Raw genomic sequence first — 18632 nt, 5'->3', positions numbered from 1 at the left:
GAGAGAGATGCATGAAAACAAAAGTCCGACATGTCGCATTTAGACTCGATGCATCCAGCCCGGCATCTATTGGTCACATACATTCGGGACCAACGACCCTCGCGCGAAACAAGATAGCTGGCAAGGCTGGAGCCAGGCGGCTTAGAGCTTCCGCACACGCGCAGCAGCACCTCTCACGTGATCGCGAGGTAGCAGTCATGGGCAAATTGAACTCGAAGCAAGTTATTGCAGCAATTGCACTCGGAACCCTCACGCTTGGCGGATCAGTCGGCGCTGCGATTATAAACCGGACCGGTAGCACCGTAGCAGGCGCAGGCTCGACTCAAACACCCACAACTGGAATAACGTCACACAGCAGCCATTGGCCCGGCTCGGCGAACGGTAAATCCTTGCTGAATATGCAAGCCATTCCGCTTGAGCAGTCCACCTTGTCCGGCGGCGCCTATTCTGTTGGATCTACATCCATCGGAGGTAAGCAATACAACAACGTACTCATAGGCAGCATATATTCGCAGTGCTCGGTGGGAGCCGAATACTATCTCAATGATACCAAAACCTTCACGGCAGAAGTAGGAATGCTAGACGAAGGAGGATCGAACAGCATTCTGCAAGTCGAGGTGCAGGTTGACGGTTACTCTGCATGGAGTACCTTCCTGAGCCCAGGTCGCCCTTCCCCGGTGGAGGTATCCGTCGCGGGTAAAGACAAGATCGCTCTACTCGTCAGTGCTCCGTGTGACGGGAAAGTTAAAGCAGGATGGATAAACCCCACCCTGCACAGCTAGATCTAAAGCACTTGTGCGGCTTGGCTTGATTAGCCGTGGCGAGGCCGGCCGAACTCGCTTGCGCTCGCCCTACGGGTGGCCTACGGCCATTCCGCCGGCCTCGCCACTCCCGCCGCTCCACGCTCTCCCAGACCAAGCAGAGATTCCATCTGTCGCATGGCAGTGACGTTGCGCCTCACGTCGTGAACACGCACCAGCCGCGCGCCCATGTAGACGCACATACTGTTCGCGGCGACTGTTCCATGCGTGACCGCCTGCGTGCCGCGCTCCACTCCCAATGATTCCCAGATGAGATGCTTGTTGCTTACCGCGGCCATCGCGGGATAGCCAAGACGCGCGATATCCTTGAAATCGCGCGTCAGTTCAAGTGAGTCGAATGTGTTTTTGTGCAAGTCATGGCCAGGATCGATGAAGATGCGGTTGGGCTGGATGCCGTGCTGCAAGGCATGCTCCACCCGTGACTGCAAGAAGCGCGCCACATCTGCTGTGACATCGCTGTAAGTGGGCCTCTCCAGATGAATCCCCGGACCCGCCAGGCTATGAGCGACGATAACACCCATGCCGGTTTCGGCGACGACTTCAGTCATCCCCGGACTCTGCAAGGCATAGGTGTCGTTAACGATCTGTGCTCCTGCCTGGTGGGCCGCCAGCGCTACCTCAGGCAGGTGAGTGTCGATCGAGATTACCGCATCCGTCTTTTCTCGTATCGCCTCGATCACCGGTACCACTCGGTCAATCTCCACCTGTGCTGGCAACTGCGTTCGGACCCCGATGAATGCCCGGCCGCCGACGTCGATCCAGTCAGCCCCCTCCGCGACCACCTCCTCCGCTCGACGCGCGAGGCTTTCCACTTCCATGGACTTGTGGGGGTCGAGGTTGGAGTTAGGCGTTCGGTTGAGTATGGCCATCACCACAACACGTCGTGAGAAGTCGAACTCCTTCCCACCGATGAAGCGGACTGGCTCTACCAGCTCCGGGTAAAACGCCGGAATGTTTATGGACACTGCGTTACTCCCTCCTGAATCGCATGACAATCCGGAGCAGTGCAAAGAATGCGAGAGACCCCAGGCCGATCAGCACAATGGTGACAACGATCTGCCACCATGTCTGTGTCTTCATCATGGCGAAACCGCCGCCCACTGCGAAGCCTGCGAGCGTGACAAACAATCCAAGGATTTCCACGACCTTGAGCAGCCCGTCTCCGACGAGTCTTTCTGCGCTGCGAACCCTCTCCTCCATGTCCTGTATGGCTTTATGAATATGCTTGTCGGCCCGACTTCTTAGCTCGGTCGCCAGCCTCTGGGCGAGATCATCGCCAGCCTTCTCCAGGTCCGCTCTGGCCTCGATAATCTGCCACTCCCGAACATAGTCCTGATGAATGGCATTGTTGCCGCAGCCGAGCATGTCCATTGCTCGATATACATCGGCCAACGCCTTTTCCGTCTCACCGAGACGAGAGAACGCACGGGCTCGCCGAAAATACAAATTTCCTCCGGCTTCACCGCGCCCGATCATGTCGCCCGACAGAGCGAGAATCAGTTGCGGTTGGTCGGGAAGGTAGTACCCGATCCAAAGGCCGTCGAGGCACACATGACGGCTCACCTGATCGGCGTCCACAGCCTCAACAGACTGCATATACATGTGCCGTCCATCTGGCTCCCGAAGTCCGAACGCCGCGAACGCCCCGAAGGCGCGAATCAAAGCGTCGTCATGCTCCCGCAGCCATATGTGCGCAGATTCATGGAGCAGGCGGAACCTAAAGTCGAACCGAAAACGTTGCCCTCTGGTGTAAATGGTGATCAGTCGAAGCAAGTCAAGGTCCACAAATTCCACAGGCTTGATTGACTCTGTTGGTATATCCTCGCCAGCCTCGCGACTTGCCCAGCTCAGGTCTGACGTCAGCGCCCGCAGTTCGGGTACAGTCAGACGCACCTCTTCCGCCAGTGCCGCCAACTCCGTAAGCCACACCTGACAGCCCTGACCGATCAGGTCGCTTACATTTCTACTAATGATTTCGACCCTTTGCGAGCGAGGCGACTTCTCCAGCCTGCGCAGGAGCTTGACCCTGGAATAGCTTCCCTCTTCAGCTAGCTCCGCAGCCTCGCCAGTCATTTCGGTCACGGCGTTTTCCTCCCTGCGGCCGATGGGTTCGCGACAAGAGCCACCTTAGCCGCCAGGTGGCACAGGTCCACCCCCGCCGGAGATCAGGTAAGCAATCAGTGGCATTCGTAACTTAAATCATCGCCGTCCTCGGACGCCGCATATGGCCGAAAAGCGAAGAGTCAAGTTGCCGAATTATTCTTATGGGTATCAAGGGGCGGCAGCGCTCGCCGCCGCCGCCCGGCGGGCGACGCTCGCCGCGCCGCCCGGCCAGCGGATCCGGGCATGCGGCCTGGAGGCCGGTCCCGGCCCGCGCCAACCGGCGCGGCGAGCGCAACCCGCCGCCCGCCGACCGCCCCCGCCACCGTGACCACGCTCCTCGCCGCCCGCCTGCGCGCATCCGCCCCGACGCACCAGTTCCCGCACGCCCCCTGTAGTCCCGTCTGCCCCTCGCTCACTCCCTACAACAAGCGAAGCGAAGTCGCTTAACTACAAACAGTTATAACCAAGGCTTCGACCGATGAGGAGGAAGGGATGGCTTCAGTGAAAGGGCGCAGGACGCTCGTGGTCCTGATCTGCGGAACGCTTCTGATCAGCGCCGCGCCCGCCATCAGTCCGGCTTATGCACACACCACCACGGCACCATGCCAGAAGGTCCAGATCACTGGACGAAAGGTCGCAATCCGTCAGTTCCCGAACGGAGCGCCCATCAGGGTCGTCAGGCGCGGCACCCTGCTTCAGGGAGTCTGCAACGTCGTAGGGAACGAGAACATGCGCTACGCCAGCAAGTGCGGCAGGGCCGGACGGGAGTGGCATCAGGTCATCTCCGGACGCCTCAGCAACGGCAGCAAGTACGGCTACGTACCCACCACCTGCGCACACGTCGTTTGACAGCCCAGCAGGGTGAGTAGCCACCTCCGGCCGTGAAGGCGTGGGGAACTGCTTGGCGGCACGAACCAGACAATTCCCCATAGCCATCTACGACCTTCTCCACTGACGCCGCCTCTGAGTGTGATCCACACTTCCTCGTCTCACAGGCGCGGCGAGGCCGGCCGAACACGCGTGCGCGCGCCCTACGGGTGGCCTACGGCCATTCCGCCGGCCTCGCCGCTCACGCCGGTCGTACCAGGACGCCAGCGGTCACCTCCTTTCGGATACCGAACACTGGCCTGCAACGATGTGCGGCGGCAACGCGGGCGCCTCACCCCTGCCGGGAGAGGAACTTCAACCGCCTTGCCGCCGCTTGGGGTGAGGTGTCCCAAGAGCGGTCCGGCTGGGCCGTCTCGCCTCACCCCAGCTCAAGAGATGCGATTTTCCAGGTAGTAAGCGAGGCATCGAAGCCCGTCCGGGCTTGCCCTGACTGCCTCCCATGAGCCATACGTGCGGAGAAGCACCTCACGTACAAACTCAGGACTAGGAAGACCGGCGGTCCGGCGGCTCTTCTCCCGATCCAACGGGATGGCGGGGACGTAGAGCGCGATGAACGGTCGCGGCTCCGTTGCGTCGGCGATGGAGTCCGACGTAGTGGCAGGCTGCTGGCTGTCCCAGCGTGGCCCCTTCATCGGAGATGTCCCATGAGCAGAGCTGTCCAAAGAGCTGCCCCCACTGCGCCCGACCAACGATCCGTCTCCGCCATCGCGCCTCCGCGCTCAACCCTCCGAATCCAGCGCAGGCAGTAGTTCTTCCCCTCCATCTGTCGAAGCTCGAACGAGGCCCCTGCGCAGTCGCACGTCCTATGGAGGACAAGTCCTTCGGGATTAGGTGTCCGCACAAGGAACCACTCCAGCGGCTCACAATGCGACGTGGGTGGCTGGACGTGAACACCGAAGCATCGAGGTGTTATCCGTCCAAGCCGTGTGGTCCTCGCCAGGGAGCCCATTAGGGCTCCACATCCAGGAGGGATGCCGCCACAGCTACGACGGGCGCGCTCTCGACGGTGAGGACTTCGGCCCACACTCGCCGTCCTCCAAACACGTCACCCTCCACGCCCCACTGGGCCGCTAGCGAAGCGACCAGATAGAGCCCCCTGCCTGAGCATTCGTCGTCGGCGGGCTCGCACATGCGAGGTACGGTTGGCGCGCCTTGGTCGATTACCTCGATGATGGTCGTTGTGTTGCCGATCCCCGCGACACTCGCTATGACCAGCCCGCCTGCTTGTCCAGACGCAGTGTGCTTGATCGCGTTGGCCACCAGCTCACTGACGATGACCTCCGCATCGTACGTGTCCTGATGTCCAGCAGCCTTCAGTACGTGACGCACAGACTGGCGCACAACGGACACGGCACTTTCTTGGCCTGGAAACACCAGTTCGGCCAGAAACTGAGAGTCCATCTTCGTCACCTCCAGACCTACTTCGGGTGTTAGCGAATGGCGGCTCGCACCTCAAAGCTCTCTTGTAGGGAACCGAGTGATGTGCTCGCCGCAACCGCCTCTGATGTTCCACGATGTAGGACCAGCGTGCAAGCAGATGTGCAAATTTACAGGTACGGATACGTGACTGGACGACACGCTAGGATGCGAGCCGACGTAACCCTTCGGTCGGGATGCTGGAGATCTTGATGGCGGAACGAGGTCCAACAGTGCGACGCCGACGATTGGCGGGCGAGCTGCGCAGGTTGCGCGAGCGAAGCGAGATGACCATTGACGCCGCCGCCGAGCGCTTGGGCTGGTCCACCGCCAAGGTCTCGCGCATCGAGACCGCACGCACCGGCATCACTGCGCCCGACCTCACAACCATGCTTGACCTCTATGCGGTGGGCGAGGATCGGCGCGTGGCGCTGCATGCTCTCGCTCGGGCTGCCCGGAAGCGCGGCTGGTGGGATGCGTACGCCGATTCCACCCCCAGCGACTACGCCACCTACATCGAGCTGGAGGCGGAAACGGCGTCTATGCGAGCCTTCGATCCGCTGGTCGTCAATGGGCTCCTCCAGACAGAGGACTATGCCCGGGAGATTATCCGCGCGGCGTTGATGGCCCTCTCTCCGCCAGCAGAAATCCAGCGGCGAGTGGAGGTGCGGATGACCCGACAGCAACTTCTCGCGCAAGAGGACAGTCCGCTCAACCTGTGGACGATCATCCCGGAGTCGGCTCTGCAGCAACAGGTGGGAGGCCGGGAGGTGATGGCCGCCCAGTACGCCAAGCTTGTGGAGGAATCAGAGCGCGGGAACGTGATCATCCAGGTGCTTCCGTCCGCTAAGGGTGCCCATCCGGCGACCGCTGGCCAGTTCGCCATCATGGAGTTCCGCGAGCCCTACGACCCTCAAGTGGTGTATGTCGAGAGTATGACGAGTAGCCTGTATGTTGAGGGTGAAGTGGAGATATACCGCTATACCCTCGCCTTTGACCATCTCCGAGCAATGGCCCTCGATCCGCAAGAGTCGAGAGCCTTGATCTTGAGCATGGCCAGACAAGCCTAGACAGAGTGCCCGGTTGTAGTAGAAAGCTCAGGTGTTCAGGTGGACTTGGCCGACGTTAGGTGGCGCAAGAGCAGCCGCAGCGGCAACGGCGCGAACTGCGTCGAAGTGGCCGCCGTGGAAGGTCGGCGTGCGTCACTGGCAACGAGTAAGACTTCTGATCGCCTCTATCTGGTTCGCGACTCTAAGGATCCTGATGGCCCCGTCCTTGCTTTCACTCCAGAAGAGTGGGACGCCTTCAGGCAAGGTCTCAAGGATGGCGAGTTCGATGACTTGGACTAGTTCCGTCTCGGTCGGCTAGTCACGCAAACGCTCGATCGGATGTCCGGTCGGGCGTTCTGCTTGCCTCTGCGCGAATCCCTGACATGGGAACCCTCAGGGACAGGGCATTACCGAATCGTTTCGGAGCCAAATCCACGGGGACCCCTCCCAAGATCGCAAAAGGGGGGCAGGAGGGGCCAGAACGAGGGCAGGGGCGATGCCCCTCCCGCATTGGCGGCCCAGCGTAATGCCCCCCTTTTACGATCTTGGCCCCGCAGATTCAGCGCCACCGCAACGATTCGTCAATGCCCTACAGCCTGCGGGAAGTGATCGAGCTGGTTTCCTCCGTCTGTAATCTGGTTGCCCTGGTTCGCCGCCGTTGGTGCCGAAGCCGTGCCCCCTTCCGAGACGGGCCTGTCCATGCACCTGACCAAGATGTTGCCTCCTGATCTTGGCCCGCGTGCTCAGCGCCACCGCAGCAGTTTTTAAAGCTGCACGCTGACCGGCCATATCGATTTAGGGGTCATACCTTGACTATGGGCTTGCCCGCGCCGTTGGGGCCGAGGAAGCCGAACACCTCTCCCTGCCCCACCTCGAAGCTGACGTCGTCGAACGCGACGCGGTCGCCGAACCGCCTGGACAGGTGCCCGGCCGCGAGCGCCGGGGCGGCCCCCGTCATCCCGGCGCCTCCCGTCGCGCGGCCGGACGCAGCAGCAGGACGACGGCCGCCACCTGCACGAGGCACAGCCCGGCGGCGGCGGTCACGTCGGCCCGCGCGTACCCCGCCGAGCCCGCCGCCAGCCCGCGCAGCAGGTCGGCGCAGTTCACCGCGGTCAGGAGCACGAACGCGGCCCGCGCCCAGCGGTGCCCGCGCCCGCTCGCCCAGGCCAGCGCGAGGCAGAGCCCGGCCGCGACGACCGCGCCGGCCACCAACGGCCGGATCGTCGCCGCAGGACCCGGCCGGGGTCACGGCCCGGGTCACGGCCGGGGTCACGGCCGCGCAGGCCGCGCCGACGTCGCCGGCCGTGGCCGCGACCACGAGCGCGGTGGGAGCCCGGCGGCGACGGCGAGCAGCGGCGGCAGCCCGGCGCCCGCGCGCGGCACCCGGCCGCAGGCGCAGGCGGAGCGCGGCGGCCACGAGGTCGAGGCAGTCCGCCGCCGGCCGGCCCGGCCGGCGCCGGGCGGCGGCCAGCAGCACGCCGAGGATCTCGCTCCCGTACGCCTCCCGGTACGCCCGCGGGTAGCACCGCAGCCAGCGCCGGTAGGCGCGCTCCAGACGGGCGTCGTCGCCGGTCACGGCGCCGCCCCGCCGGGGGCGAGGCCGAGCCGGGCCAGCGCGGTGCCGGCGTGGGCCTGCACCCTGGCGGCCTCGGCGGCCAGCTCAGCGGCGCCCTGCGGGGTGAGGCGGTAGTAGCGGCGCAGGCGGCTGTCCACGACCTCCTCGCGCTCGACGCTGACCAGGCCGTCGAGACGGAGGCGGTCGAGGGCGGCGTACAGGGTGCCGGCGCGCAGCCGGACGCGCCCGCCGGAGATCCCGGCGACGTCGGCCATGATGCCGTAGCCGTGGCGGCTGCCGCCGGCCAGCGCCGTGAGGATCAGGAAGGTGGCCTCCTGCATCGCTCGCTTGACCATGCCGGCACCATATACCGCTCAACTGCACATGCCAATGGGCCGGCGGTCAGGCCGTCCCGGGGGAGGCCGCGTGCCGGACGCGGACGACCAGCTTGCCGGTGGCGCGGTCGTGCTCCATGTCGTCGTGCGCCTGCCGCACCTGCTCCAGGCCGTCGTAGACCCGGTCCACGGGGAAGGCCAGCCGGCCGGCCGCGACCGCGTCGAGGATCTCCTGGAAGACCTCGCGGGGCAGGTCCTCGACGTCGCCGAAGTAGCCCGCCAGGCGCACGCCGCGCGGCAGGTACTCGTTGGGCGAGAAGTCCCGTACCGTCCACTGGTTGGACAGGCTGCCGCCGAAGCAGGCCGTGCCGTGCACCCGGACGGCGCGCAGGGTGTCGGGCAGGGTCGGCGTCCCGACGAGGTCGAGGGCGGCGTCCACCCCGTCCGGGTACAGCTCGCGCACGGCCGGCGCGACCTCGCCCGTGTCGAGGAGAGGATGGTCGATCCCCTGCTCCTTGAGGAAGGCCAGCCGGTCGGCCCGCCGCGTGGTGGACAGCACCGTGGCGCCGCGCCAGGCGGCCAGCGCGGCGGCGGCCAGGCCCACGGAGGAGGTGCCGCCGCGGATCAGCACGGTCTGGCCGGGCCGCAGATCCAGGCCCGTGGTGAGCGAGCCGTAGGCGGTCTGCACCATCTCCGGCAGCGCGCCGAGCACCTCCCACGGCAGGTCGGTGCGGACGGGGATGACCTGTGCGAGCGGCACCGAGGTGTACTCGGCGTAGCCGCCGTCGTAGGTGCGGCCCATGTCCCCCATCATCGCCACGACCTGCTGGCCGGGGGTCAGCCCGCTGCCGGGCGGGGCGGCGTCCACGGTGCCGGCCGCCTCGATGCCGGGCACCCGGGGGAAGGTGACGCCCTCGCTGACGCCCAGCCGGAGCTTCAGCTCCGAGCGGTTGAGCCCGAACGCCTCGACGCGGATGCGCACCCAGCCGTCCCGCTCGGGCGGGAGCGGGAGCGTGGTCAGCTCCAGGTTCTCCACGGGGCCGGGGGCGGCGAGCCGGACGGCCCGCATGGTGGTCGGCGACGAGGTCATGGGGCTGCCTCCAGGGAGTGGGGAAGTCGGTCGGTCGTGGTCAACAGGAGAGCGCCCCGACCCGATTCCCCCGATTCCCGCCTGCTGGGACGGAGGCTCAGCGGCCGCGGTACCAGTCAAGGGTCGCGGCCACGGCCTCGGCGTGCGGGGTGACGCGCACCGGCCCGAACGCCGCCCTGAAGGCCGAGTCGTCCGCGACGAACGGCCGGTCGTGCTGGTACCAGGTCTCGCCCAGCTCGCGCACGGTGGGGTTGACCAGGCCGACCAGGCGCTGCGTCGCCCTGCCGAGCCCGGCGGCCCGGAACGTCGTGCCCGCCGCGTCCCGGACCAGGCCGAGGAAGGCGCGGCCGGTGACGGGCTCGGCGGCGGGCAGGTGCCAGGCGCGCCCGTCGGCCTCGGGCCGCTCGCCGAGGGTGACCAGCGCGGCGGCGACGTCGGGCAGGTAGGCGAGCGTGTGCGGCTGGTCGAGGTCGCCGACCCAGCGGGCGGTGCGGCCGCGCAGGGCGGCGGCGAAGATGTTCGGCCCGGCGACGGTGTCGGTGCCGCCGGGTCCGTAGTAGTCGGAGGCGCGGCCCAGCGCGGCGCGGACGCGGCCGGCCCGGTGGGCGTCCAGGATCAGGGCGTCGACCTCGGCGCGGACCCGGCCCTTGGGATCGGTGGCGGCGTGCGGCAGGTCCTCGGTCATGGGGCCGGTGACGGGGCCGTAGACGTACAGGTTGTCGGCCATGACCAGTTTCGCCCCGGCGGCCTCGACGCCGGCGAGGACCGCCCGGATGAAGGCGGGGAACTCGGCGGCCCAGCGCGCGTACGGCGGCTGCGCGCACTGGTAGACCACGGCGGCGTCCCGGCAGGCGGCGACGGCTCCCTCGGCGGTGGTGACGTCGGCGCGCAGGGCGTGCGGGCCGGGGGTCACGTTCCGGCTGACGGCGCGGAGGTCGTGGCCGCGGGCGGTGAGCTCGGCGACGACGGCCGAGCCGATCGCGCCGGTGGCGCCGAGGACGACGTGAAGGTCGGACATATGGCGATCTTAAGGGCGGGGCGGGCTGCCCCGTTGTCCTAGACGACCTCCAGGTTGGCCATCATCCCCATGTCCTCGTGCTCGGCGTTGTGGCAGTGAAAGAGGTAGCGGCCGCGGTAGCCGTCGAAGCGGGTGATGATCTCCACCGACTCGCCCGGGCGCAGGGAGACGGTGTCCTTGAGCCCCGCGTCGTGCGGCAGCGGCGGCCGGCCGCGGCGCGAGAGCACCCGGAAGCCGACCAGGTGCAGGTGGACGGGGTGGTGGACGTCCGCGACCAGCCGCCAGATCTCGACGTCGCCGAGCCGGGTGACGACGTCGGGGCGGGCGGGGTCGAACGGCCGGCCGCCGATCAGCCACCCGTGACCGTCCCGCATCCGCCCGGCGCGGAAGGCGAAGTCGCGCACCCGGACGGCGTCCGGCCGGCGCCAGTCCGGCAGGTCGGCGGACAGCGTGCGCGGGACCCGGCTGTCGTCGGCCGCCGCGCGGGCGATCCGGAAGGCCATCACGTCGCGGGTCCGGCCCGAGCCAAGCCGGTTGACCAGCCGGACCAGTCCGCCCATCGGGACGCCGGAGAAGTCGACGACCAGGTCGTAGCGTTCGGCGGGCGCGATCGGCAGGGACCGGTGGGTGACCGGGGCCGCCAGGAGCCCCTGGTCGGCGCCGATCTGGACGAGGTCGAGGCGGCGGCCGTCGTCGGTGACCGCTTCGAGCTCGTAGTGCCGGGCGTTGGAGGCGTTCAGGACGCGCAGCCGGTGGCGGGCCGCGTCGGTCTCGTGCACGGGCCACGGGGCGCCGTTGACCAGGATCACGTCGCCGAGGACTCCGGCGAGGTACGGTTCGCGCACGCCCGGCCCCTCCGGCAGGGCGGGGTAGGCGAGGGTGCCGTCGGCGGCGAACGCCCGGTCGGCGATCATGAGGGGCAGTTCGCGCGGCCCGGCGGGCAGGCCGAGCGCGTCCTCGGCGTCGTCGCGCACGATGTGCATCCCGGCCAGGCCCCGCCAGATCGCGGGGGCGGTGTGGTCCATCCGGTGGTCGTGGTACCACAGCAGCGCCGGCCGTTGGTCCAGGGGGAAGGTGTAGTCCCGCGTGAGGTCGGTGACCACGGCCCGCGGGTCGTGCATGCCGTGCCCGGCGTGGGCTCGCCCGGGGTGAGCGTGCGGGCCTCCGGGGAGGACCAGGTCGGTGGGGTATCCGTCGGAGGCCGCCGGCGTCCGTCCGCCGTGCAGGTGCACGACGGTCGGCACGGGCAGCTCGTTGCGGTGCGTCACGGTGACGGGGCGGCCGCGGCGCGACTCGATCGTCGGCCCGGGGAAGGTGCCCTCGTACGTCCACAGGGGCGTCGTGACGCCGGGCAGGATCTGCGCGCTCGTCTCCCGCTGGGTGATCCGGTAACGGTCGGCGCCGCCCGAGGTGCCCACCGGCTTGAGCACGGCGGGGATCGGCAGCGGCACCTGGAAGGGCGGCGGCAGCGGGACGGCGCTGCGCAGCTCGGCGCCGGTGACCGGCGGCCGGGGGGCCAGCGCGGCCGCGGTCGACAGCCCCGCGGCCGCGATCAGCCCGAGCGCCCCGCCGGTGCCCAGCACCCGCCGCCTGCTGACGTCACGCATCGCGCGCCTCCTTCCGCGACAGGGGCCGGCGCCAGACCGCGATGAACTGCACGACGAGCGCCGCGACGGTCGTCACGCCCAGCGGGAGATGCAGCCACAGGGCGCCGTCCAGGCCGGCGAAGTACTGCACCGTCTCGGCCGCCACCACCCCTGCGGTGGTCAGGAACGGCCAGGCCTGACGCAGCCGCGCCCAGACGACGACGGCGGCGATCGCCTGGAGGCCGCCGACGGAGGTGACCACGTCGGCGCCGAGGGCGTGCCAGCGCAGGCTGTCGTAGTCGCCGGTCAGGTACAGCCCGGCGAACACCGGCTGCCCGGCGATCGCCGCCACGTGCGCGCTGACCAGCGCCCGCAGGGCCCACCCCGCAGGTGTCGTCAGATGGACGGCACCGGTGACCATGAGGAGTCCTCCTGTCGTGTCTCTCGCGTCTTGACGCGAGAGACACTATGACCCAGGAGCTATGGTGTCGAAGATCAATATTGCTATGTGGTCATGCTCCGGGAGGCATGTCGCCCGTGCTGAACGACGCGAGCAGCTCCCTCGGGAGCGTTCCGCGCCTACTTGGCCGCGTTCGTGACGAGCCGGTCGAACTCGCGGTCCGGCAGCGTCCTGTTCAGCTCCAGGAGCTGGTCGGCCATCCAGCCCACCACGTAGCGCGTCTCGGGCTTGCCGGCCTCGACGGCCCGCCGGATGACGGCGGCGACGACCCCCGGGTCGCTGCCCTGGCTGTCGTCGCCGAGCTGCGCCTCGGCGCGCCTGGCCATGGCCTCGGCCATCTCCCCGTACGCCGTCGTCCCGGAGATCGTGCGGAGGTCCCGCGCCGTATGGTCCTCGAAGCCGGTCCTGATGATGCCGGGCTGGATGATCACGACGTCGATGCCGAACGGCTCGACCTCCATCCGCAGCGAGTCGGAGTAGGCCTCCAGCGCGTGCTTGGTCGCGTAGTACCAGCAGCCGAGCGGGAGCGCGATCTCGCCGCCGACGGAGGAGACGTTGACGATCGTGCCGGACCCCTGCTCGCGCAGGTGCGGCAGGACGAGCTGGACCAGCCGGGCGGGCGCGAAGACGTTGACCTCGAACTGGTCGCGCGCCTGGTCGAGCGGGACGTCCTCGGCCGCGCCGTGGAGGACGGTGCCGGCGTTGTTGATCAGGACGTCGATGCGGCCCTGCTCGCCGATGACGGTGCCGACGGCCCGCTCCAGGTCCTCCGGGCGGCGTGCGTCCATCGCCAGGGCGTGGCCGCCGGCCTCGCGGATGTCGCCCATCCTGCCGAGGCGGCGCGCGGCGCCGTACACGGTGTGGCCGGCGCGGATGAGCTCGAGTGCGGTGGCCTTGCCGATGCCGGCGGAGGCGCCCGTGACGAGAACGACCTTCTGCATGGTTCCTCTCCCCTTCGATACGAGGAGCAGGCTAGGATCGCGCACTGCGCCGGGCAACTCACGAATCGCGAACCCGCAGGTGAACGGCCCTGTAATGGTGCAATGAGCGTGTAGCTGAGTGCAACAAAGGAAGGGTCACATGCCAGGGGAACGGCTGACGGCCGAGCATCGCCGCCGCATCGCCGAAGGGCTCGCGGCCGGGCTGACCTACGCGGAGATCGCCCGCAGGCTGGGCCGGTCCAGGTCCACCGTGAGCCGCGAGATCGCGCGGAACGGCGGCCCGCACGGCTACCGGGCCGCCCGCGCCCAGCACGCGACGAGCTGGCGGGCCCGCCGCCGCAGGCGTGCTCCGTACGCCGCCGTTCCGGACCCCGCCGTTCCGGACACCGCCGTTCTGGACGCCGCCGTTCTGGACGCCGCCCGGGATCGTGACGCGGCCACGGTCCGGGAGTTCGAGGAGCGGTTCGTCGCCATGATGACCGAGACCGGCATGGCGCCGATGACGGCCCGGGTGTTCGCCGCGCTGTTCATCAGCGAGAGCGGCAGCCTGACCGCCGTCGAGCTGGTCCAGCGTCTTCAGGTCAGCCCGGCGACGATCTCCCACGCCGTGCGGTGGCTCGAACAGAGGGAGCTGGTCGCCCGCGAACGCGAGGGCCGCCACATGCGCTACCTCGTCGACACCGAGGTCTGGTACCGGGCCTGGGCGGCCAGCACCAGGTCGATGGCACGGTGGGCCGACACCGCCCGGCAAGGCGCGCAGATCCTCGGCACCGGCACGCCCGCCGGCGACCGGCTCCACACCACGAGCCAGTTCTTCGAGCTGCTCGGCCACGACATGGCGCAGGCGGCCGAGCACTGGCGGCAGGCGCTCTCCACGCGACGCCGCCAGGCGTGATGAGAACGGTCAGTCCGTACCGCTCGCCGGGTTGACGGCGAGCACGCAGGCGACGGGCGGGTCGAGGCCCAGCATCTCGGTGCGCAGATCGGCGAAGCCCGCCCTGGTGAGCAGGTCGCGCAGCTCCTCGGCGGCGCGGTCCGTGGTGCCGCGGTCGGCTCCGGGACAGCGGGGCTGACTGACGAGCGCGATGCGTCCGCCCGGACGGAGCACGCCGCGCACCTCCCGGAGCCGGGCGACCGGGTCGGGCCAGAACCCCAGGGAGTTGACGGCGAGCACCGCGTCGAGCGGTTCGCCGAAGTCCGGCAGCCGGTCCACGGAGGCGTGGACGAGGTGCACGCGGCGCGCCCGTACCGCGTCGGCGTTGCGCCGGCCGGCCTGGGCCACCATGACCTGCGAGTGGTCGATGCCGTAGACGTGGCCCTCGGTGGCGCGGCGGGCCAGCTCGGCGATGGCGATCCCCGGGCCGAAGCCGATCTCCAGCACCCGCTCGGCGGGTTCGACGTCCAGCAACGACACCGCCCACACGTTGCGTTGCCGGTTGGAGCCGCGATGGGCCATGAACCAGCCGACGAACCGGCCGGGAAGCCCCCGGGGATGATGGAACTGGCGCACCATGCGAAGGAGCACCCGTCGTCTGAGAGACGTGTCCGCGTTCGACATGATCGCGAGTCAACCTCTTCAAGTATGCTTGAAGTCAATGGGCGAGCTGCTGACGATCGGCGAGCTGGCGGGCCAGGTGGGCGTCGCCGCCTCCACGTTGCGTTACTGGGAGGACCTCGGTCTCCTCCCCCGGCCGGCCCGCGTCGCGGGCCGGCGGCGCTACCCGCCGGCGATGACGAGCCAGGTCGGCCTGATCCTGTTGCTGCGGGACGTCGGCTTCACGTTGCGCGAGATCAAGGCGCTCGTCGCGCACCGCCCGTCGGCCCGCGACGACGGCTGGCGCGAGCTGCACGAGCGCAAGCTCGCCGAGCTGGACCGGCGCATCGCGCGGGCGCAGGCGGCACGCACCGCGATCGCGCACGGGCTGGCCTGCCCGCACGAGGACCTGACCGAGTGCCCCAACTTCACCCGGGGCATCGCGGCGCTCCTCGCGGGAGCCTCCCTCGAAGAAGCCCACTCGCACTGACCGCGCCCGGGCCGGCGGGCGCGCCACGTCGTCCCGGCCCGGAGAGCGAGCGCTACCGCGGCCCTGAGCCGTCGGCGGCCGGATCGTACGCCGCCTGAGCGGCCACGATGGCGTCGGCATGATCGCGGATCCAGTCGGACAGCGCCTGGAGCGGCTCCGTGACACCCTCGCCGAGCGGCGTCAGCGCGCAGCTCACCGGCGCATCTTCTCGCCGACGCCCTCGATCTTGGTAGGGGTGCCGGTAAGAAACGTGTCAGTGCGCCATGGAAAGCGCTGTTTGTCCGAATGGAGGTGGAAGACCACCATCGCCCGGCTGTCGTAGCGGCGGGGTGAAGCAGGAGGCAGCCTGAGCCGGGGATCACCGGGGAGGGCGGGAGCAGCCTCGACGAAGTCGGGTCGGTCCAGCACTACCGGATGGGCCGGGCCCGGTGAGCGAGACGGGAAGGTATACGCGAGGAACCGGTGTCTTACGCCTCTTGAATTCTTGCCAGCTCCAACCCGGTGGATGTGGGCTGGTCAGCGGTGCGTACTCGCTCCTCATGACGGGCGAGGAACTTCTGGTCGGGTATTGGCAGCCTGGGCTGGGAGGTCACGGTGAAGGACTACGGCGTAGCCGTGGCGAGGCCGCAGGGGTAGAGCCGGGTGCCTAACCCGTTGATCGGACAGCAGTGAACATGGGAACCGTTCGGGTTCGTTCTCCTGCTGCTTGCCTTTCCAGGCGGGCGGCGGGAGATAGGTGTGATGCCCGCCGAAGGCCCGAGCGGGGCGGAGCCGCCGTAGTACTCGGAGCTGGGGAGAGCCCGGCACGTGGGGAAGGGCGGCAGCGTGTCGGTCAAGGAGAAGAGTGCAATGTCCGAAGATGCGCCGGTGAATGCCGGCGCCGTGAGGTGGCCGGACGCTGATCCGGCTTACCTGGCGGTACGGAGGATGCAGAGCAAGTTGCACCGGTGGGCGGTCAAAGACCCTGACCGCCGGTTTGGTGACCTGTTCAACCTCGTCTATGACCCGGCGTTTCTGATGCACGCGTGGGAACGCGTGTCCACCAACACCGGAGGACGAACTCCGGGAGTCGATCGGGCCACAGCCTTACAGATCGAGACCCGGATCGGGGTTGAGGCTTTCCTGGCGCAGATTCGCACCTCGCTGAAGTCGGGCGAGTTCGAACCTGCTGAGGTGCGGCAGGTGATGATTCCCAAGGCGGGCGGCAAGTTGCGCAAGCTGGGCATCCCCACCATCGCCGACCGAGTGGTCCAGGCCAGCCTCAAGGCGGTGCTGGAACCCATCTTCGAGGCGGACTTTCTGCCGTCCTCATATGGGTTCCGCCCCAACCGGCGAGCACACGACGCCGTCGCCGAGATCCACCATCTGTCCTCGGGCTCCATGAAGTACCACTGGATCCTGGAGGCCGACATCCACGCCTGTTTCGACGAGATCGAGCACACGGCGCTGATGACCCGGCTGCGGGCAAGGATCTCCGACAAGCGCGTGAACACGCTGGTGAAGGCGTTCCTGAAATCCGGTGTCATGACGACAATCGGAGACTGGGAAGCGACACCGGCCGGAACACCCCAGGGTGGCGTCCTGTCTCCGCTGCTGGCCAACATCGCCTTATCCGCGCTGGACGAGCACTTCGACCGGCAATGGAAACGGGAGATGCGAACCGACAAGTGGCGGGCCAGGCGCAGGAGGAACGGCCTGGGCAACTGGCGGCTCATCCGATACGCCGACGACTTCGTTGTGGTCGTATCCGGCGAACGCCACCATGCCGAGGCCCTGCGCGAGGAGGTGACAGGCGTGCTCGCCCCGCTGGGGCTGCGGCTGTCACCGGACAAGACCCGCGTCGTCCACATCGACGAGGGCTTCGACTTCCTCGGCTTCCACATCAGAAGGCAGCGCAAACGAGGAACGCAGAAGTACTACGTCTACACCAAACCGTCCAGGAGAGCGATCCAAGCGATCAAGGACAAGGTGAAAGACCGAACACGCAGGGCCTACCAGGACATGCGCCCAGACGAGCTGCTGATCAGCTTGAACCGGACGCTGCGTGGATGGGCGAACTACTTCCGGCACGGAGTGTCCAAGGCGATCTTCGGCGCGATTGATTACCACGCATGGCATCGCATCGTCGCCTGGATCTTCCGCAAGCACTCCCGGATCAGCTGGCAGCAGCTGATCCGCCGGTTCTGCCTGCCCGGCACCTGGAAGCTGGCCTGCAACGGCGTCGAGTTCACCGGCGCATCCAGCGTCAAAGTGACCCGTTACCGCTATCGCGGAACCAAGATTCCGACGCCGTGGACACCACCACCGGCAACCGCCGCTGCAGGCGGTTGACCACCGGGCAAGACACGCGGAGAGCCCGGTGCATGGAGACATGCACGCCGGGTTCGGCGGGCGGGTCAGGGAAACGGGCTAATCGCAAGACCAGCACCGCGCCCTGGCCCGACCCAACTGAGCCCCAAACGGCGTTGATCATGCTGTGACTTGCCTGGTCAATGCCGAGTGGTCATGAAACACCCCCGATGCCCATCGACGAGTTGGTCGAGCACTGGACGATCCTGGACGAAGAGCGCGACCTGATCCGCTCAGAGCTGCCGGACGACATGGTTGAGCATGTGGCCAAGCAGGTCCGGGTTCCTGCCTCGGAGTTCGGCCGGATCTGCCGGATCGTGGCCTCGGCCCTGCACAACGCGGAGGTCGCCTGGTCGGTACGGATCGCCTCCCGGTTGACTCCCGAGACCACACAGCGGATCTACGCCCTGGTCGGCATCGACGATGCGAGCCGCGCGGTAGGCGAGGGGGCCGGCGACCGTCAGGAACCCACGGGTGAGGCGCCTGCCGAGGATGATGACCGAGATCCGCAAGCTGGCGGCGGCGCGCTCGATCGGACTGCCGCCCGGGTTGTTCGCCGATGTGGCGCCCAAGGTGCTGGCTGCGTGGCGGGCCCGGGCGGCGGTGGAAGCGCCTTCCCACATGCGCACGCATCCGCGTGAGCTGACGGTGCTGCTGCTGGCGGCGCTGGTCCAGGAGCGGCGTTGAAGTGGGTGACCGGGAAGGAGAACATCCTGTTCAAGGTCGCCGGCGCCGCGCTCGGTCAGCCCGGCGATTCGGTCCGCAAGGTCATCTTCCCGGCTGTCAGCGGCGGCGAGCAGACGCTGCGGGATCTGGTGCACGAGTTCAAGACCAAGGGGCCGGCCTACCGCACAACGGTGCAGACCACGCTGCGTGCCTCCTACACCAACCACGGTCGCGGCCGCTGCGACCGGGCTGCGACCGGGCATCTGGCATCGTTGACGGCATGGCATCTCGACCCGGCGGCAGGCCCGGCCGCCCTGCCCGCGTGACGGCC

At 67.9% G+C, this 18632-nt stretch carries 21 protein-coding genes and 1 pseudogene; 9 read left to right on the top strand and 13 right to left on the bottom strand.

The features are described 5' to 3' along the window. Nucleotides 1-197: 197 nt before the first annotated feature. The gene (locus MF672_RS50700) at nt 198-782 is read left to right on the top strand and encodes an NPCBM/NEW2 domain-containing protein (protein WP_242383577.1); all 585 of its coding nucleotides are present in this window, start codon (nt 198-200) and stop codon (nt 780-782) included. Between the two features lie 80 nt (nt 783-862). Here the strand turns inward: MF672_RS50700 and folP are convergent, their stop codons facing one another. After that, on the bottom strand, nt 863-1786 hold the full coding sequence (gene folP, locus MF672_RS50695) for a dihydropteroate synthase (RefSeq protein WP_242383576.1): 924 nt from the start codon (nt 1784-1786) through the stop codon (nt 863-865). A 4-nt stretch (nt 1787-1790) separates the two neighbouring features. Next, entirely contained in the window at nt 1791-2903 is a 1113-nt protein-coding gene (locus MF672_RS50690; protein WP_242383575.1) for a hypothetical protein, read from the bottom strand. Nucleotides 2904-3416: 513 nt separating this feature from the next. On the opposite strand from MF672_RS50690, the gene MF672_RS50685 reads away from it, so the two are divergent. Further along, on the top strand, nt 3417-3773 hold the full coding sequence (locus tag MF672_RS50685; protein WP_242383574.1) for a hypothetical protein: 357 nt from the start codon (nt 3417-3419) through the stop codon (nt 3771-3773). Between the two features lie 987 nt (nt 3774-4760). On the opposite strand, the gene MF672_RS50680 is transcribed toward MF672_RS50685, so the two are convergent. Beyond that, the gene (locus MF672_RS50680; RefSeq protein WP_242384088.1) at nt 4761-5213 is read right to left on the bottom strand and encodes an ATP-binding protein; all 453 of its coding nucleotides are present in this window, start codon (nt 5211-5213) and stop codon (nt 4761-4763) included. Between the two features lie 212 nt (nt 5214-5425). Between MF672_RS50680 and MF672_RS50675 the strand changes: the two genes are divergently transcribed. Together MF672_RS50675 and MF672_RS50670 are read left to right on the top strand one after the other, a co-directional pair. Beyond that, on the top strand, nt 5426-6298 hold the full coding sequence (locus tag MF672_RS50675) for a helix-turn-helix domain-containing protein (protein ID WP_242384087.1): 873 nt from the start codon (nt 5426-5428) through the stop codon (nt 6296-6298). Nucleotides 6299-6337: 39 nt separating this feature from the next. Then, nucleotides 6338-6577 carry a DUF397 domain-containing protein gene (locus MF672_RS50670; protein WP_242384086.1) on the top strand — a complete coding sequence of 80 codons (240 nt, stop codon included), beginning with the start codon at nt 6338-6340 and terminating at the stop codon, nt 6575-6577. 520 nt (nt 6578-7097) lie between these two features. On the opposite strand, the pseudogene MF672_RS50665 reads toward MF672_RS50670, so the two are convergent. From MF672_RS50665 to MF672_RS50630, 8 genes and pseudogenes are all read right to left on the bottom strand, one after another. Further along, a pseudogene (locus MF672_RS50665) lies at nt 7098-7235 on the bottom strand (ABC transporter ATP-binding protein); the annotation flags it as partial. Then, nucleotides 7232-7489: a hypothetical protein gene (locus tag MF672_RS50660; RefSeq protein WP_247815836.1), complete on the bottom strand. Its 258-nt coding sequence runs from the start codon at nt 7487-7489 to the stop codon at nt 7232-7234. The gene MF672_RS50660 and the pseudogene MF672_RS50665, both read right to left, overlap by 4 nt. A 360-nt stretch (nt 7490-7849) precedes the next feature. Next, a complete protein-coding gene (locus MF672_RS50655; RefSeq protein WP_247815849.1) occupies nt 7850-8173 on the bottom strand; it encodes a PadR family transcriptional regulator in 324 nt (107 codons plus the stop codon). Between the two features lie 61 nt (nt 8174-8234). After that, nucleotides 8235-9236: a zinc-binding dehydrogenase gene (locus MF672_RS50650; protein ID WP_247815848.1), complete on the bottom strand. Its 1002-nt coding sequence runs from the start codon at nt 9234-9236 to the stop codon at nt 8235-8237. Nucleotides 9237-9354: 118 nt separating this feature from the next. Further along, entirely contained in the window at nt 9355-10275 is a 921-nt protein-coding gene (locus tag MF672_RS50645; RefSeq protein WP_242383664.1) for an NAD-dependent epimerase/dehydratase family protein, read from the bottom strand. 38 nt (nt 10276-10313) lie between these two features. Next, complete coding sequence (locus MF672_RS50640) at nt 10314-11882, bottom strand: multicopper oxidase family protein (protein WP_242383663.1); 1569 nt, start codon at nt 11880-11882, stop codon at nt 10314-10316. After that, nucleotides 11875-12282: a hypothetical protein gene (locus MF672_RS50635; RefSeq protein ID WP_242383662.1), complete on the bottom strand. Its 408-nt coding sequence runs from the start codon at nt 12280-12282 to the stop codon at nt 11875-11877. The genes MF672_RS50640 and MF672_RS50635 overlap by 8 nt, the downstream gene beginning before the upstream one ends. Nucleotides 12283-12440: 158 nt before the next feature. Further along, nucleotides 12441-13262 carry an oxidoreductase gene (locus MF672_RS50630; protein ID WP_242383661.1) on the bottom strand — a complete coding sequence of 274 codons (822 nt, stop codon included), beginning with the start codon at nt 13260-13262 and terminating at the stop codon, nt 12441-12443. Between the two features lie 139 nt (nt 13263-13401). On the opposite strand from MF672_RS50630, the gene MF672_RS52410 reads away from it, so the two are divergent. Further along, on the top strand, nt 13402-14157 hold the full coding sequence (locus tag MF672_RS52410; RefSeq protein ID WP_407654832.1) for a GbsR/MarR family transcriptional regulator: 756 nt from the start codon (nt 13402-13404) through the stop codon (nt 14155-14157). Between the two features lie 9 nt (nt 14158-14166). Here MF672_RS52410 and MF672_RS50610 read toward each other — a convergent pair whose 3' ends face one another. Beyond that, complete coding sequence (locus MF672_RS50610) at nt 14167-14775, bottom strand: class I SAM-dependent methyltransferase (RefSeq protein ID WP_242383660.1); 609 nt, start codon at nt 14773-14775, stop codon at nt 14167-14169. A gap of 82 nt (nt 14776-14857) precedes the next feature. On the opposite strand from MF672_RS50610, the gene MF672_RS50605 reads away from it, so the two are divergent. Next, complete coding sequence (locus tag MF672_RS50605; protein WP_242383659.1) at nt 14858-15286, top strand: MerR family transcriptional regulator; 429 nt, start codon at nt 14858-14860, stop codon at nt 15284-15286. Nucleotides 15287-15338: 52 nt separating this feature from the next. Here MF672_RS50605 and MF672_RS50600 read toward each other — a convergent pair whose 3' ends face one another. Further along, complete coding sequence (locus tag MF672_RS50600; protein WP_242383658.1) at nt 15339-15482, bottom strand: hypothetical protein; 144 nt, start codon at nt 15480-15482, stop codon at nt 15339-15341. A 653-nt stretch (nt 15483-16135) separates the two neighbouring features. Here MF672_RS50600 and ltrA point away from each other — a divergent pair. The 3 genes from ltrA to MF672_RS50585 all read left to right on the top strand — a co-directional run bounded on the left by ltrA (nt 16136) and on the right by MF672_RS50585 (nt 18627). Continuing rightward, nucleotides 16136-17617, top strand: coding sequence for a group II intron reverse transcriptase/maturase (ltrA, locus tag MF672_RS50595; RefSeq protein ID WP_247815847.1), 1482 nt, complete (start codon nt 16136-16138; stop codon nt 17615-17617). A gap of 188 nt (nt 17618-17805) precedes the next feature. Continuing rightward, entirely contained in the window at nt 17806-18276 is a 471-nt protein-coding gene (locus MF672_RS50590; protein ID WP_242383179.1) for a hypothetical protein, read from the top strand. 42 nt (nt 18277-18318) lie between these two features. Continuing rightward, the gene (locus MF672_RS50585; protein ID WP_242383177.1) at nt 18319-18627 is read left to right on the top strand and encodes a hypothetical protein; all 309 of its coding nucleotides are present in this window, start codon (nt 18319-18321) and stop codon (nt 18625-18627) included. Nucleotides 18628-18632 lie beyond the last annotated feature (5 nt).

Origin of the sequence: Actinomadura luzonensis (genome assembly GCF_022664455.2) — a bacterium.
In the GTDB taxonomy this organism is placed as follows: Bacteria; Actinomycetota; Actinomycetes; order Streptosporangiales; family Streptosporangiaceae; genus Nonomuraea; species Nonomuraea luzonensis.
Note: the sequence above shows the minus strand (reverse complement) of the source record. Positions and strands in the feature narration are given on the sequence as shown.